At 47.6% G+C, this 15,759-nt stretch carries 9 protein-coding genes and 1 riboswitch; all 9 genes read right to left on the reverse strand.

All coding sequences use genetic code 11. The features are described 5' to 3' along the window. Positions 1-4,279 (reverse strand): two-partner secretion domain-containing protein (locus VIC_RS00635; protein ID WP_039951097.1); only part of this gene is annotated, 4,279 nt, incomplete at its 3' end. Between the two features lie 17 nt (positions 4,280-4,296). Next, on the reverse strand, positions 4,297-5,982 hold the full coding sequence (locus VIC_RS00640; RefSeq protein WP_006957173.1) for a ShlB/FhaC/HecB family hemolysin secretion/activation protein: 1,686 nt from the start codon (positions 5,980-5,982) through the stop codon (positions 4,297-4,299). A 221-nt stretch (positions 5,983-6,203) separates the two neighbouring features. Beyond that, complete coding sequence (locus VIC_RS00645; protein WP_006957174.1) at positions 6,204-7,574, reverse strand: NCS2 family permease; 1,371 nt, start codon at positions 7,572-7,574, stop codon at positions 6,204-6,206. A gap of 55 nt (positions 7,575-7,629) precedes the next feature. Next, a riboswitch (purine riboswitch) is annotated at positions 7,630-7,729 on the reverse strand. 97 nt (positions 7,730-7,826) lie between these two features. Further along, entirely contained in the window at positions 7,827-8,723 is an 897-nt protein-coding gene (locus tag VIC_RS00650) for an energy transducer TonB family protein (RefSeq protein ID WP_006957175.1), read from the reverse strand. Continuing rightward, positions 8,720-9,151, reverse strand: coding sequence for a TonB system transport protein ExbD (exbD, locus tag VIC_RS00655; protein ID WP_006957176.1), 432 nt, complete (start codon positions 9,149-9,151; stop codon positions 8,720-8,722). Before exbD ends, VIC_RS00650 begins: the two co-directional genes overlap by 4 nt. 13 nt (positions 9,152-9,164) lie before the next feature. After that, entirely contained in the window at positions 9,165-9,959 is a 795-nt protein-coding gene (exbB, locus tag VIC_RS00660; protein WP_006957177.1) for a tonB-system energizer ExbB, read from the reverse strand. Positions 9,960-10,200: 241 nt separating this feature from the next. Further along, complete coding sequence (locus tag VIC_RS00665; protein WP_006957178.1) at positions 10,201-11,679, reverse strand: surface lipoprotein assembly modifier; 1,479 nt, start codon at positions 11,677-11,679, stop codon at positions 10,201-10,203. Positions 11,680-11,751: 72 nt separating this feature from the next. After that, on the reverse strand, positions 11,752-12,453 hold the full coding sequence (locus VIC_RS00670) for a Slam-dependent surface lipoprotein (RefSeq protein ID WP_006957179.1): 702 nt from the start codon (positions 12,451-12,453) through the stop codon (positions 11,752-11,754). Positions 12,454-12,609: 156 nt separating this feature from the next. Beyond that, positions 12,610-15,702 carry a TonB-dependent receptor gene (locus VIC_RS00675; protein WP_006957180.1) on the reverse strand — a complete coding sequence of 1,031 codons (3,093 nt, stop codon included), beginning with the start codon at positions 15,700-15,702 and terminating at the stop codon, positions 12,610-12,612. Between the last annotated feature and the right edge of the window lie 57 nt (positions 15,703-15,759).

Genomic DNA, 15,759 nt, shown 5'->3' on the forward strand with positions numbered 1-15,759 from the left:
GTAACTGACTGTCACGCCCGCTGCTCACTTGAGTACCACCGGCCAGCAAAACCTCACCCGTCGACTGCACCGTCCCAGTGATGTCCAGACGCTCACCCTGCACCGTCAGGTCTCCCCCACTGACAGTGGTCCCTGAAAGGGTCTGGCTGTCTGACAATAACTGCGCATCACCACTACTCACCACGGTTCCAGACTGCGTAAGAGACGCTGTACGCAGCAATACGCTACCCACTCCTGAGCCCGATGACAGCGCATGAGTATGGTCAACCGACACCACACCACTGTTATTAATACTTTGATTGGCGTTTATCAGCGCCTGACCCAAGGCAATTACACGTCCGGTATTCAGCAGAGAATCTGCGGTTAAGTTCAGCGTATCTAAAGCCTGCAACGTCCCCGCATTCGTTATACTGCGTGACGATAACGTCAATTGTTCGCCCGCTAAGACGCCAGACGCACGGTTCACCACACCTTCTGTCACGCGCACAACCAACGCATCCGATGTCGATAACTCCCCTCGGTTATCCAGACTTTTCGCGGTGACCGATATCTCGCCACCACTGACGACATCACCATCCGACACTAAATCGGATTCTGTGATTAACTGAATACCCTGATTGGCTTCAATGTCACCATTTTGAACTAACGTGCCACCATTGAGTGAAACTGCACCTGCCGATGAGATTGTCCCTTGATGGGTCAGATGCTCCGCCGACACGTCAATATCACCACCACTGGAAAATTGACCCTGATTCACTAAGGTTTGACTGGTTATCGTCAATGGCAACTGGCTAACCAGCTGCCCTTGGCTCCCCACATTTAGGTCACGTTGAAGCGTGACGGATAAGGTATCATCACTCTGGACACGACCATTAAGATGAGCCTCACCCGCCAACAATGACAACGCTTGTTTGGCCACCATCTGACCAGACTGAGTCAGCAAATCACTCTTCAGTGTGAGCTGCTCTCCGCTACTCACTTCACCTTGCAACGTTGTCGTGTCAGCAGTCAGACTCATGACTTTGCTCGATAACAACTTCTGGCTGCTCGACAGCACACCCGTCTCGACAGATAACGCACCACCTGACTCAACATCACCCGTCAACGACACCGAATCACGCTGCGATAACGTCATATCCCCAACACTGGCTAAGACACCACTTTGTGATAACGACTGACCTCGCACCGTCACAGCATCCTGCGACGTCACCGTTCCACCCAGTGTCACCGAATCACCTTCTATGACTAACTCTGCACCCGTACCTGTCTTACCTGTCAAAGAAACTTGAGGACCCGTCACTCTCAAGCGCTGACCCGCCAGTAACTGACTGTCACGCCCGCTGCTCACTTGAGTACCACCGGCCAGCAAAACCTCACCCGTCGACTGCACCGTCCCAGTGATGTCCAGACGCTCACCCTGCACCGTCAGGTCTCCCCCACTGACAGTGGTCCCTGAAAGGGTCTGGCTGTCTGACAATAACTGCGCATCACCACTACTCACCACGGTTCCAGACTGCGTAAGAGACGCTGTACGCAGCAATACGCTACCCACTCCTGAGCCCGATGACAGCGCATGAGTATGGTCAACCGACACCACACCACTGTTATTAATACTTTGATTGGCGTTTATCAGCGCCTGACCCAAGGCAATTACACGTCCGGTATTCAGCAGAGAATCTGCGGTTAAGTTCAGCGTATCTAAAGCCTGCAACGTCCCCGCATTCGTTATACTGCGTGACGATAACGTCAATTGTTCGCCCGCTAAGACGCCAGACGCACGGTTCACCACACCTTCTGTCACGCGCACAACCAACGCATCCGATGTCGATAACTCCCCTCGGTTATCCAGACTTTTCGCGGTGACCGATATCTCGCCACCACTGACGACATCACCATCCGACACTAAATCGGATTCTGTGATTAACTGAATACCCTGATTGGCTTCAATGTCACCATTTTGAACTAACGTGCCACCATTGAGTGAAACTGCACCTGCCGATGAGATTGTCCCTTGATGGGTCAGATGCTCCGCCGACACGTCAATATCACCACCACTGGAAAATTGACCCTGATTCACTAAGGTTTGACTGGTTATCGTCAATGGCAACTGGCTAACCAGCTGCCCTTGGCTCCCCACATTTAGGTCACGTTGAAGCGTGACGGATAAGGTATCATCACTCTGGACACGACCATTAAGATGAGCCTCACCCGCCAACAATGACAACGCTTGTTTGGCCACCATCTGACCAGACTGAGTCAGCAAATCACTCTTCAGTGTGAGCTGCTCTCCGCTACTCACTTCACCTTGCAACGTTGTCGTGTCAGCAGTCAGACTCATGACTTTGCTCGATAACAACTTCTGGCTGCTCGACAGCACACCCGTCTCGACAGATAACGCACCACCTGACTCAACATCACCCGTCAACGATACCGAATCACGCTGCGATAACGTCATATCCCCAACACTGGCTAACACACCACTTTGTGATAACGACTGACCTCGCACCGTCACAGCATCCTGCGACGTCACTGTACCGCCCAGTGTCACCGAATCACCTTCTATGACTAACTCTGCACCCGTACCTGTCTTACCTGTCAAAGAAACTTGAGGACCCGTCACTCTCAAACGCTGACCCGCCAGCAACTGACTGTCACGCCCGCTGCTCACTTGAGTACCACCGGCCAGCAAAGCCTCACCCGTCGACTGCACCGTCCCAGAAATGTCCAGATGCTCACCCTGTACCGTCAGGTCTCCAACACTCTCCAACACACCTGTTATAGAAGAGGCTGCCGCATCAATAACTACAGTCTTACCTTGCGCTTGTCCTCGGTGAACTACTTTTTCACCGCTAACTAGTAGGCTAGAACCTGACTTAAGATGGCCGCTAGCATCTATATGAGAACTACTTAAAGTTAGATTATCTACTGCACTGAGATCCGTTTCTTCTGTTAATTTCAAGTGCTCATTTGATCTCAGCACCGCTTGCTCTGTTCTTGCTGTGCTACCAAATGTCAAAGTATCCGAAGAAATACTCAATTGCTTTGTTTGTATTGTTCCTGAGCCCGTTACACTCAACGTCTTTCCTGACACATCCAATGTCTCGGCTACCGAAATAGATCCTTGGTTTTCAAGACGGCTCACATTACTCCATTGAGCATTTTGAGTATTTAACGAGCTGCTAGCATTCAACTGGCTACGACTAACTTTTGCCTCCAGATCGATGGTATCGATCTGACTTCCCAACAACGTCAAACCATCAGCATCCAAGTCTACATTCTGTCCTGCCGCAACTTTTGCATCCTGGATAGCTACTTCTGCCCCTTCAATTGACAATTCAGTTTTGATACGTTGTTCGCCTTCAATAACCACATTGTCTTGGCTGCTAATCTCTAGTGATTTAGCGCTATCCACTCTTCCTAGGCGAACCTCACCGTCAGCACTAATTGTGATGTTTCCCTGGGAAGTTGACAGTTCACCAACATTAACCCCAACACCATCTTCTGTTGCAATTAAAGCGATACGACCCGCATACATCCCTCCAATAGATGAAGTATCTATCGCCAATTGAGGTTTGTTTGAGGGGCTATTCTCTTGTTTGATGGTTTTGTTCGTCAAATATTCAACTTGATTACTTCCCGTAATGATGGATAAATCATTAGCATGAATAGCCGCATTTATTTCTGCTGTGCGACTTATAATGTCAAAATAAGTTTGATTTGAGGCATCCAGCCCAAGCCCTTCGATACTTACCGAACCTTCGGCTACATTAAATCCGCTTAAAGCGCCCTTCTCAAACTCAGGCGTACCTGTTGAGAAGGTCACCCGAGGTGTATTGATAAAACCACATCCGTTACAAGTAATCCCGTATGGGTTTGCAAGAATAACATTGGCACTTTGACCAAAAACCTCGGTATACCCCTCAAGCTTACTTCTGTTAGCTCCTGTCACTTCATTCAAGATGACACTGGCGGATTTTCCGTTTAAGTTGGGGTTGTTCTGTAACAAGCCACCAAGCTGTGATTGCGCTAATTGCGCAGTCGAGTTATTGAGGATAAGTCCCTTCGAATCTACGTTAAACTGTTTATACTTGTTATGAGACAAACCGTTGCTGTCTGGTGTCGCGATATTAACCACTTCTACACCATTGCCAGCCGCAACTTTCGATGTGTTTACTACTGAGGTATCGATTACCACATTAGCCATCGCTGGCTGAAGTGTCATCAAACAGCATAGTGTATAGGTCAGAGTCACCTGACTAAAAGTCAAACGTTTATCCATAGAAGAAAGCCTTATACTCAAATCGACAGTTCAAGTCGGTAATAGACAACGTAATCATCAGCTTTAAGCTGAGACGGAAAAGCCAAGGGGAGGCCTAAAGAAAGGGAGCTAGATGCATGCTTCGATCTTGTTTTAACCCCAAAGCTAGCACCGGCAAGCGAACCGCGTTCTGATTCATCAGTTGGATCTTTAGCTATGCTTCCCATATCTAAGGCAGCATTAAGCGAGATTTGCCCTAGGTAAGGGTATTGGCTTACATTTTTTGTTAGGTCATTACGCCAGTAATAACCTTCATCTCCAGATAAGGATTTACCTTTAAAGCCTCGAACCGAGTATTCGCCACCAATACTAATTCGCTCTGCGCCATACAGGGTGTCATTGCTCCACTGACCAAAAAATGTACTAGAAAAAATAAGTTCATTCGCCAGAAAATGGGTATAGCTTCCAGATATAGTTCCTTTTGAGAACTGAGCTCTTGGAATAGTAGGGTCTGAAGACTGATTCTCTTCACCACCAAACCAATCAGTCCCTAAAGAATATTTAGGAGAGACCGTTAAGAAACCATCACCCAAGCGCGTGCTGTGTTCCCATGAAAATGAAGCAGAAGACAAATCTCGTGAGCTAGATTCAAGCAATTGATCAAGTAGGTAGTTTTTTTCCCGTCGATGATTAATTCCAAGTCTAAAAGAAGACTTACTCCTATCATCTCGATAAAATAACCATTTTATATCTGCATCATGACTATTTGTTTTTCCAGACGCATCAAAGACAAAGTCATTACTTGTGAAATTGGTGCTGTATTTACTGAACGCTGACCTGTAGCCAATATTCCAATAACCGACTGGGAAGTCGAGGCTCAAGTATAGGCTCTCGGAATCTCTAGAATCGATAAAAGCGGCACTCTTAGTGGCTGAAATTGTCCATTTGTCAAATAAATTCAGCATATCTTCCGCCGAGACACTGAGCGATAATTGCTCTTCGCCCGTCGATTTTTGACCACCATTGCTTAAACCGGCACTAGCTGAAACTATTCGACCTAATTCAGTTTTTATATCAACAATCGAGTAGCCTTGTTTTTTACCTGGCAGAAACTGAATTTGAGCATTATAACGAGACAATCGATTTATCTGTTCTAAACCTTGCTCAATATCTCTTAAGTTAAGCACTCCTCTCATGGCCCTTGGAAGTACCATATTCAAACTAGACGAAGGAGCACCATTTAATAGTATCTGCTCTATTTTTCCTTCCAGAATTACTATCTTAAGCACTCCAGAACTAAGATCCTGAGGGATTAGGAAAGCGCGTGAGGTAACGTAACCACTCTTGACATAGTGGTTTGTAATTACCCTTAAATATTCATTTATTTCATTTAAGCCAATGCATGATGGGGAAAAATTCAACCAATGCACCAGCTCTTCGTCAGAGTAAATCTCGTTACCTTCGAAGCTCAAACTATGCACTTCAAAGCATTCAGCCGATTCTACGCTGTCACTTTTTGGTAAAGTAGGGAAATTGTGTAACTGACTAACCGAATCTTTTGCTTTTTCTAACTGCTCTAATCTGATTGCTTGCTCTCTTTCTTGCTCAGCAAGAGTAGAAGGAGACACTACATTTATGAGGGTTGAAGCCATGCTCAATTTAATTGACATAACAACAAAAACACCGAGTGCGGTCGCTTTAACTCCACACTGGAAAGACAACATATTTTACCTGCCAATCAAACGTTATTTTTTTGTAAAACGAATAATTAATTTATTATTTATGAGTCAGGTACAATAACACTTGATTATAATTTGACAAGATGAAATTGACTAAAAATACATCAAGTAAATATATTGCATATTTGTGCAAAAGGTATGATTAAAATCAGGATAATTAAAAAAGCCCCGCTCTGAGAGCGGGGCTTTTTAGTTTCAGAATCTTATTACAGCAGTATCAAGTAAGTCAGGAAGATAGCCGATAGAGCGTAAATCACCGGATGAACCTGTTTACCTTTACCTGCCACAACCATGGTAAATGCGTAGCTAATAAAGCCCATCGCCATACCGTTGGCTGGTGAAAAACTTAGAACAGTGAACATGATGGTAAAGAATGCCGCAATGCGGGATTCTTTTTGCTCCCAGCTAATTTGCCCTAAGCGCCCGATCATATAAATGCCCACTACGACCATCGCTGGCGCTACCATGGCGGCTGAGAAAATCGAAAACAGCGGATATAGGAACAGAGACACTAAGAACAGGCCTGCGACCATCACGGCAGCTAATCCGGTTTTGGCGCCCTGAGAAGAAGCGATGCCGGACTCTGAGAATGCAGTGATGGAGGTGGTTCCCAGAACTGAACCAATCACTGTACCACCAGCATCTGCAACCAATGCAGAACGTGCATTGGGTACCTTGCCATCTTTATCGATGATCCCTGCATCACGGCCAACGCCAACAATCGTGCTCAGGCCATCAAAGAAATCGACAATTAGGAAAATAATCACAATAAGCAGCAGATCAAACATTTTGTCCGCCGTTAATCCTGAAAAATCGAACACTGCACCAAAACTGCCCGCTAAGCTTGGCGGCGCGGAGACCAATTGCTCTGGAATCGGCGCGTTGTTGGTCCCCATCACCATGTCAGCAAAGACGGTTAACACAATAGCAGTGACAAAAGAAATAAAGGTCGCCAGCTTGATATCGCGCACCATGCATCCCAAAGCGACAAAGATACTGATGTAAGCAATGATGACCTGTGGGTCTGTCACCTTGCCCATGCTGACCAGAATGATCGGGTTAGAAACAATAATGCCGGCGTTTTTCAGGCCAAGAAAGGCAATGAACAGTCCAAGTGAAACAGTGATCGCCAGCTTAAGATCTTCTGGTATCGACTCAATCATCGCCTTGCGGATATTGGTCATCGACAGAATCAGGTACAACACACCGGAGAGAAAGATACCAAACAGTGCTTCATGCCACACCAATGCAACCGAGCTACTCAGCAACATCCCCTTGAAGAAGCCATTCATGCTCATGCCTGGCGCTAGCATCACTGGGTAATTGCCCCAAATGCCCATAATCAAGGTGGCTACCGCCGCTGCGATCGCCGTCGCCGTAAACACCGCGCCTTTATCCATACCGGGAATACTGCCCAGAATGGCTGGGTTAACAGCCAGAATATAGCTCATCGCCAAAAACGTAATAAAGCCTGCGTACAGCTCAGTACCTAGGGTGGTATTACGTTGAGTGATTTTAAATACCGATTCCAGTACACCGGACTGATTCTGGCTTTTCAGGGTTGATTCGAGACTCACAATGAAACCTTTACAAGTGGGGTAAACAGTAAACGGGTTCAATGCTGTATGAAGAGAAAAGGGGCAAAGCAACTGTAGTCACCGAGATAGGCTCAGCGGTAGAAACGTCCAATCCATTTCATCAGACATATACAGCATTTAATCGTTTGCGCGGATTGTAAGGATCTTGAGTGAAATCTCAATGCTTTTGTGTAAATTTAGCAAACGTTTGCTTCGAGTATGTATTGGTCAATCAAATGCTAGATTCATTCACTACTGAACGTAAAACCGAACCGGAACCGTCCAAGTTAAGGTCGCACCACTAACTTCGTCGGGTGGTAATGGCAATGGCATAGCGCGGTAAACAAGATCCACCGCTTCTTTATCGAGCGATTCTGTTCCGCTACTGCGCACCAGTTTGACGCCCAACACCTGCCCTGCTCTATCCATAGTAAAAGTTATCAAGGGCACACCTTGTTTACGCATTCGCTTAGCGCGGCGCGGATACTGCTTATGCTGCTCAAGATGTAGCACCAGTTGCTGCTTCCAACTCACCTTGACTTGTTTGAGGTGCTGGCTGAATGCCCCCGATACGCCTTGAACCTGCTTACGCTCTTTTTCGACTTCAAGCTTGGGAGCACTCTTTTTAATCTGGGCGACCGAAGCTTGCTGACTGACTGAAGGCGTCTCGACTTTCGGCGTTTCCATCTGTTTTTGAACCTGAGCTACAGGTGTGCTTTCTGCTTTCTTTTTTGGCTTCGTTTCTTTTGGTTTTGCCGGCTTGGGCACAGTAGTCGCAATCTCTGAAGGACGCTGTGTTTCTTTGACCACAATCGGAGTCGGCTCTGGTGCACTCTCGACCTCTTGTTGGATCTCCTTTTGTAGCTCAAGCGGCTCTGGGCGAGCCATTGACGCCATAGAGTCCATCGACTCATTTTGCTCTGGGCCAGTGTTTAATGCAGGCTTTTCAACATGTGGCGCCGCGACGGGCGCAACCAAAGCAACACTGACCGGAATCGCTGCCGGCGGCTGAATAAATTCAGCTTTAGGTTGGTAAAAATAATAGGCCGCGACAGCCAGATGCAGGCCGACACTAACGGCTATACCGGGGAACAACCAAGGGCCAAAGCTATCATGCGATGTGGCTCTGCCTAACTGACTGCCCATCATGCCCCTGCTGTCTCTGGTTGTTCCAACCCGACCAAAGCGATCTGCGCATAACCTTCCGCGACCAACGCATTCATCACTTTCATCAAGCTTTGATAATCCAGTGCTTTGTCAGCACGCAAATAGATACGTTGCTCTTTATCGGGCAAAGCTTGGGCTAACGCTTGAGGCAGTTGTTCGAGAGTCACTGTTTTCTCCTCGCCCAATGTCAGTGCCAGATCGGTGCTGACGGTCAAGTAAAACGGAGCCTTAGGTTGAGGTGTCGGTGCCGCCGAAGACGTTGGTAAATCGACCGGTATATTGACCGTCGCCAGTGGTGCCGCAACCATTACTATGATCAGCAACACCAGCATGACATCAACAAATGGCGTTATGTTGATCTCATGATTGACCGCCAACTCATCCTGCTGCGAAGCAACTTTAAATCCCATATCTATTCTCCGCTCAGGCTGCTAACTTTTTTCCGTCGATAGAAACGGGCTCTCTATCGAGATCTCGGCTCACCAGTACCATCAGCGCTGCAGAGATATCCGCCATGAGCGCGCGATACTGACTGACGCCACGAGTAAAGTGGTTATAAAGCACAACAGCAGGAATCGCAGCTACCAAACCAATCGCTGTTGCCAGCAAGGCTTCTGCAATCCCCGGCGCCACGACGGCTAATGTGGTGTTTTGAGATTTAGCGATGCCGATAAAGGCATTCATGATCCCCCAAACAGTGCCAAATAGGCCGACAAAAGGGCCAACAGAACCAACCGTCGCCAGCACTCCGGTACCTCCCACCATCGCACTGCTTAAACCAGCCTGAACACGTTCGAGTCTGAGCTGTAAGCGCTCTTTAATGCCATCTTCATTGTCTGCTCGAGCAGATAACGCAAGCTCTTTTTCTGTAGCTTCAATCAACGCCAGCCCAGCGCCTTCTGCACTGTCGCAGCGCAGCTTGCCTTCGACCAAGGTTTCCGAATCAAGCAATTCATTAAGAATATGACGCGCACGGCGACGCGCTAGGTTTAACTGGATTTGCTTTGCGATACCAATCGCCCAAGTCACGCCTGAGGCCACCAGCAGTAAAATCATCACCGCTTTAACCACCCAGTCAGCCGATTGATACATGCCATAGGGAGACATGTCGTGTTGAGGAGTTGCGGCGACCAAATCCGGTGGCGACATGTTGTCGCTCACCGGTGCAGGAAGCGCAGAGATTTCAGCCTTCTCTGCGATGGTCGCCCTTTCCTGCATAACGGGTTGTGACCCGATTTCTGACGTTGTTTCAGCCCAGCTGAATGGGGCCGCTAAAAAAAAGTAAATTATCAGTAGTGTTCTGGATAAGCATTCCATTGTTTTACTCACATTCGGTTTATCTGTGCGCACTATGCCTAGCCAAACACGTGCACCTCTATCAGTAACACCGAACAACAATGAAAATCCGTAAAAGTTTTTTCATTTATTTTTCAAATGACCAGTAAACCATTGATTATTTTCAGAATCTTTTTTCTAGTTTTATACTGTATTGATGCTGCTTGTAGCTGTATGCCCAATCAACATTACTCTTGGTCTGATTGGCTTTGACTTCGATGAGCGGTTTAAACCCGGCAAACAGCTCTGGCAAGGTCACCACTAAGGTATAATTTTGCTCAGTATCGTCACGCCGCTCACCGAGCACCGCATTGAAGTCACCATAAATACGTTGCCGCAACGAAGCGAATAAGGCCACGTCAGTATTCAGCGATGTGAAGGTTTTATTCACGCCCAATCGACCTCCCCACAAATCGTACTCATGCACCGCCTGTCGGTTTTGTTTCAGTGTCCAGTCTACACCACCAAACACTAACCATTTGTCGGGTAACTGATGCCAGTAAGTGCCAAAGACAGACCATTGCCAGTCGGATTGGTAACGAAAGGCCTGATTACGATAATCGAGGTATTCCCCTTCCACTTCGAGTTTCATAGCAGAAGTCTGGCTAAGATTGGTGAACCAATCCGCCTTGAAGCCGCCCGAAGCAAACAACGCCTGATTCGCTAAGGCGCGATATTCAAACTGCGGTGCAATACTGATCTGATGTTTGGCAGTCTGATAGCTGTAACCAAAGGTCACGTTTAACGTCTGCTCGTTATGTTCTTTGTGGTTCTGATAATTGGTGCCATAGGCAAAGCTGCGTAGCTGCAAGCCATGATGACCACTAAGCGAAAAACGTCGATTTAAACTGGCGTCGTAGTCAATACCATAGGCAGATTTAACCTTGGGCGCGCTGCGCTCTAAAAAACACTGACCATTGGTGAAATAGACCAGACATTCATAATGTTTCGAGGACAAATTGAGGTTGTCATTGTAGGTCGGCCCAAAGGAAAACGCGCCTTGCCAATCATCACGATACTCCAGTGCACTAACAAAACTTTCTACCGTATTCCGGACTCCCGCCGATCTCGGGTTATCAGCAGGTAAGCGGGTGAGGATGTCATTAAACAACGACAAAGAAGCGCTGTTTTCTCTGTCTTCAAACCAGACGCGAGCTAACTCCAGCTCTGCGGGCAAAAAGTTTTCCTGCATCTCAAGCAATGCCGAGTAGTGCGTTTCTGCCTGATTATAATCACGCGCATTGCGTGCCAATGCCCCCGATGCGTAGTGCACCAACATAGGATCAAAATCCGCCAACGCCATATACCTTTCCAGCAGACTCTCTGCCAGTGCCCATTGACGCTGCCGAACCGCGACATGCAATGCCGGTCCAAGCTCATCTGCGGTGTTCGCTACACTCGATTCTGAGCCTGACGCCGACTGTTCAGCTAGGCGTTCTTTTTCCAGCTCTTCTTCAATAAGAGCATTTTCGTTTTGACGGGAAGATAGCGCGTCGCGTTGCTGGATACGTAAATCGGTATCCTGATCCGCGTAAGAGAAAAAGGAATAGCTAACGCTCACCATTAACAGTGAGCCAAGAATAAAGTTACGGTCGATTTTCATTGATGTATTTCAATCGGAGAAAAAATGGGAGCAAGTCACTTGCTCCCCAAAAGAGAAAGACAAAAACGAAAATTAGTTTTTGCTACCGCCAAAGGCAGTATCTAGCGTGCTGTCGCCAGCAAACTTAGCAAAGCCAGCTAGGAAAGCGGCATCGGCGCCAAAGAAGTGGCCTTGAGAGTGACCGATAGACATGCCATTCGCCACTGCGGTTCCAGAGAATTCCGCGGTAGACGCATTAATCGCGTTGTTGTATAGATTGATCGACAGATTGCTATTTGAAAGAGCACCGTTAAGTGTTTGCGCACCAAAATCCGCCGTGAACTGACCGCTTAGAGTTGCACCGTTATTGATACCAGCGACTGTATAGGTGGCTGAGCCAGATGTAGGTACGGTTGTGCCTGTGTCATCGCCCACGTAGTAAACTGCGCGATCCACAGCCTGACCGTTTTCAGTGCCTGAAGACCATTCACCAAACCAGATATCTTGACCAGCAACCTGAGAGAAAACGTATTTAGAGTTGTTGTGGTCACTGCCAGAGGTATACACATCCCCATTTTGGCTGGCAAAGACGGTTAGGCCGTCAAAGTCGACTTTTTTACCACCTGTACTACCGATACCTGCTTTACCTTTAGAGTGGATAAACGGAACCCAGACTTCAGATTCACCCACCTGACGCTGCGAACCGTCACTGATGGCACCATCAAAACCAGCATGTGCCAGTGAGCTTAGGCCAAGCATGGCCGCTGAAATCCATGAAAGTTGTACGATTTTCATTATTCAATCCTTAATAGGCTATATGTTGTCATCTGCTGCCCAGACGTTTTTATCCGCTGTCTTTAGCAGCTTCATTCAATACACCGGATGAAACAGAGGAACCCGTAAATAAGCATGAAAAAAACCGCAGTCTTAGCTGCGGATTTTTGATTGAAGTTAGAATCGGCTGGTCAGTTTGACGCTGATGGTGCGACCCGGTGCAGGAATCCCAGTTACGGCTCCAGGTTCGAGGTAGTACATGTCGGTTAGGTTACTGCCACGTACTTCAAACTGAAGATGTTCGTTATAGGCGTAACCAATATACGCATCCACAGTAGTCACATGATCGCGTTTAACATAGTCTTCTGAATGACTGTCTGACGCATAATAGGTGCGAGTTCCGGCAATCAGCTTCTTGTTAAAGAATCGTGCCCCAAAATGAACACTACCACTGATTTCAGGGGGGGCTTTATTGGCGAGATAGCTGGTATTGCTAAAGCCACCACGTCGGCATTGCTTATACTCCGCAGAGCCAGTGCTGGCAATGTCCGCCATAAAACGCTGCGTGGCTGCACTTTCATCACATACTTCATATTCAAGATTGTAGGCAACGGATAAATCACCAAAGTAATCGCCATCGTCATAATCCAGCTGCAATTCTAAGCCACTGGTACTCAATTTCTCTAAGTTAGTAAAGCTGGTTGTATTTAGTGACGTATTCCTGTCCATCACGTCTTCAATCACCTGATCAAAATAGGTCAGTTTGATATTGGCGTGATCGAAGTAATAGACATAGCCCAGCTCCCAGAGTTTGGAACGTTCAGGCGCCAATGGCGATGACACCGATGGCACTGCCGAAAAGCCAACCGTACTTTCAAACATACTAGGAAAGCGCAATGATTCGGCGTAGCGAATATAACTGCGGCTGTCTTCGGTCATTAACCAGGTCAAAGAGGCCGATGGCATCCAACCGCTGTCACTTGATTCGGTATTGGTGTAGGTACTGGTTGAAGAGGCACTGATGGATTGTGCTGAGCAGCTGCCCGCAACGTAGTTGGGGTCATTCGCAGCAGCAATACAGCCATTATCTGATGCACTGTAGTTATTCTGGCCATCATGACGCCATTCTGACTCAATATCTTCCACATAGGATGTGTGTGTGGCAGCGTCAGCGACTCCCTGAGCTACTAGCGCATCCTGCTCAACTATTTTGGCATCTAACTGTGTCTGCACAATGGGAATAAGAAAAGGAGGGACATCGTTTAACGCCTGCCTCAAATTTGCAATTTCTTCGTTTAAACTGGTATCCGCATTTCGGATGCCACTTTCAATACCAGACAAATACTCCGCACGATTCGCATCAGTAATCGGCACATTCATCTGATAAGAAAGCTTATAGCCTTCACTGCCATACTGAGATAACGCTTGAGTGTCGCCCGCTGCCAAGCGATTTTTGACATAGTTATCGACGGTTTTGTAGTAGCCATAACGAATACCAGCGTTGAAAATCAATGACTCCGTCGCCCGCCACTCAATATTGGCACTGCCATTGTATTCCGTTCGCTCCCCCGCTCGCGCTTGCTCAAACTCCTCAATCACAGCGTTCAAGTCGCCTTTAGGCGCCAGCTCATGGAATTGGTAGTTACCAGAGAGAGTGAAATCAACATCGTTACCAAGCAGCATTTTGTTGCTGACACTCAAGCCATAGCGATCTTCTTCAGAGTTTATGCGTGCTGTGTTTTTAATAATTGTCGAGCCATCTGTCAGGCTGTTGGGGGAACCGGATCCCGAATTTGAACTAACATCGGACAAAGTCATCCACAGGTTGGATTTAAAATCGATATAGGGATTATCTGGCTTGGAACTTAGTTTAAGATTGTAGGCTTGCAGTCTGGTCTCATTTAACGGCCATTGAGCCACACCTGATAAGTACCTTGCTTCAGCACGGCTTGCAAGGATTTCACCGTGGGTACTCTTGGTGTAGCGAGCCCCCACCTCGACCTTAGTATCGTAGTTTAGGTTAAAGGCAAATTTACCCAAAAACGATTCCATTTTAGAAGAAGTATTCGGTACCTCTTCACCGGGGCGATAGACCAAGGCTAAGTGCTCTGGACGAATCACTGTCTGGCGCCCTCCTAATTCTTCTCCTTCCGCCAAAGGCTGTCGGTAAAATCCAGCGTCATTCTTGCCTGAAAAGTAGTTACCTCGACTGCGATAAGCATAAGCCGCCAACCACTCCACTTTTGGCCCAATACCCGAAACAGCCAATCGGTAAGCCGTATCTTCACCATTTAACGGATTATCATCCTGACGCTGATCAGGATTAATAACCAAAGCAGGGTCGTTGTACAACAGATCACTTGCAGGATTATCGAGGTTAGCATATTCCGGAATGGTGCTAACATCTTGTCCTGTATACAACCTCGGCTCTTCTGGTGCAGTTGAGTTACTGCTGCTTTCGGCAATGAATTCCATACCAAAAGTTTCGCCGGGTTGCACAATATCTCGTGGAGATAACGTCGTGATTTCCACCGCTCCGCCCACTGAGGTGTTCACGTCTGGATTGATTTGCGCACCCTTATGAACTGTCATGCCACCAATCAAGTTCGGGTCGAGAAAACTTCGATTAGACGCCCCGCGATAACCGTTGTTCACCGTAATCGCCTGCTCAGTACCGTCAATAATCACAGGGACCCGGCCCGGTCCCTGAATGCCGCGAATATTCGGGTCAATACCACCGCCATTGCGCGCATCGCCACTGTGTACGTTGGCCATCCCTTTAAAGATGTCCGAAGCGTCCGCCCCTTTGAAGCGCTCAAGTTCTTCCTTGCCACGGTATTCCGTTGCGGCGTCTTTGTCATAGACATTGGCTTCACCCGCTTCATCGCGGCTAATGCCACCGTCAAGGCTGGTCCCAACCTGAATCGCATCCAGCGACCATTCATCACCACCGTCAACCACATACGAACCATCAAGCTGCTTTTGCGCACTGAGCCCGGCATCCGCGAGTAAAACATTAAACGCATCGTCTGGTTGGTAATCTCCTTGTAAACCTAAGCTGTACTGGCCCTGACTCAGGCTGGCATCAATCGAATATTCAATACCTGCCTGAAGCGCAAACTGATTGAGCACGCTATCTAAGTCGCCTGCGGGAATATTGAAATTCTGCGCCTGAGCAGATAGCGCCACAATGGGCAGTACCAGACCAGCCAAACCAAGCTGGGTACGGATCGCCGTCGACAAAAGGTTAGAGGTGAAAGGAGACTGCACGTTTATGTCCTTATTCGCTGGGTTAACTAGTGACTACACCGAGCGAATGAGTCAAAG

Source organism: Vibrio coralliilyticus ATCC BAA-450 (assembly GCF_000176135.1).
GTDB classification, from domain to species: domain Bacteria; phylum Pseudomonadota; class Gammaproteobacteria; order Enterobacterales; family Vibrionaceae; genus Vibrio; species Vibrio coralliilyticus.

Coding starts and splice junctions, on each gene's coding strand:
- exbD (WP_006957176.1), bottom strand. CDS start 9,151: ATGGGATTTAAAGTTGCTTCGCAGCAGGATGAGTTGGCGGTCAATCAT.
- VIC_RS00640 (WP_006957173.1), bottom strand. CDS start 5,982: ATGTTGTCTTTCCAGTGTGGAGTTAAAGCGACCGCACTCGGTGTTTTT.
- VIC_RS00650 (WP_006957175.1), bottom strand. CDS start 8,723: ATGATGGGCAGTCAGTTAGGCAGAGCCACATCGCATGATAGCTTTGGC.
- exbB (WP_006957177.1), bottom strand. CDS start 9,959: ATGCAGGAAAGGGCGACCATCGCAGAGAAGGCTGAAATCTCTGCGCTT.
- VIC_RS00670 (WP_006957179.1), bottom strand. CDS start 12,453: ATGAAAATCGTACAACTTTCATGGATTTCAGCGGCCATGCTTGGCCTA.
- VIC_RS00665 (WP_006957178.1), bottom strand. CDS start 11,679: ATGAAAATCGACCGTAACTTTATTCTTGGCTCACTGTTAATGGTGAGC.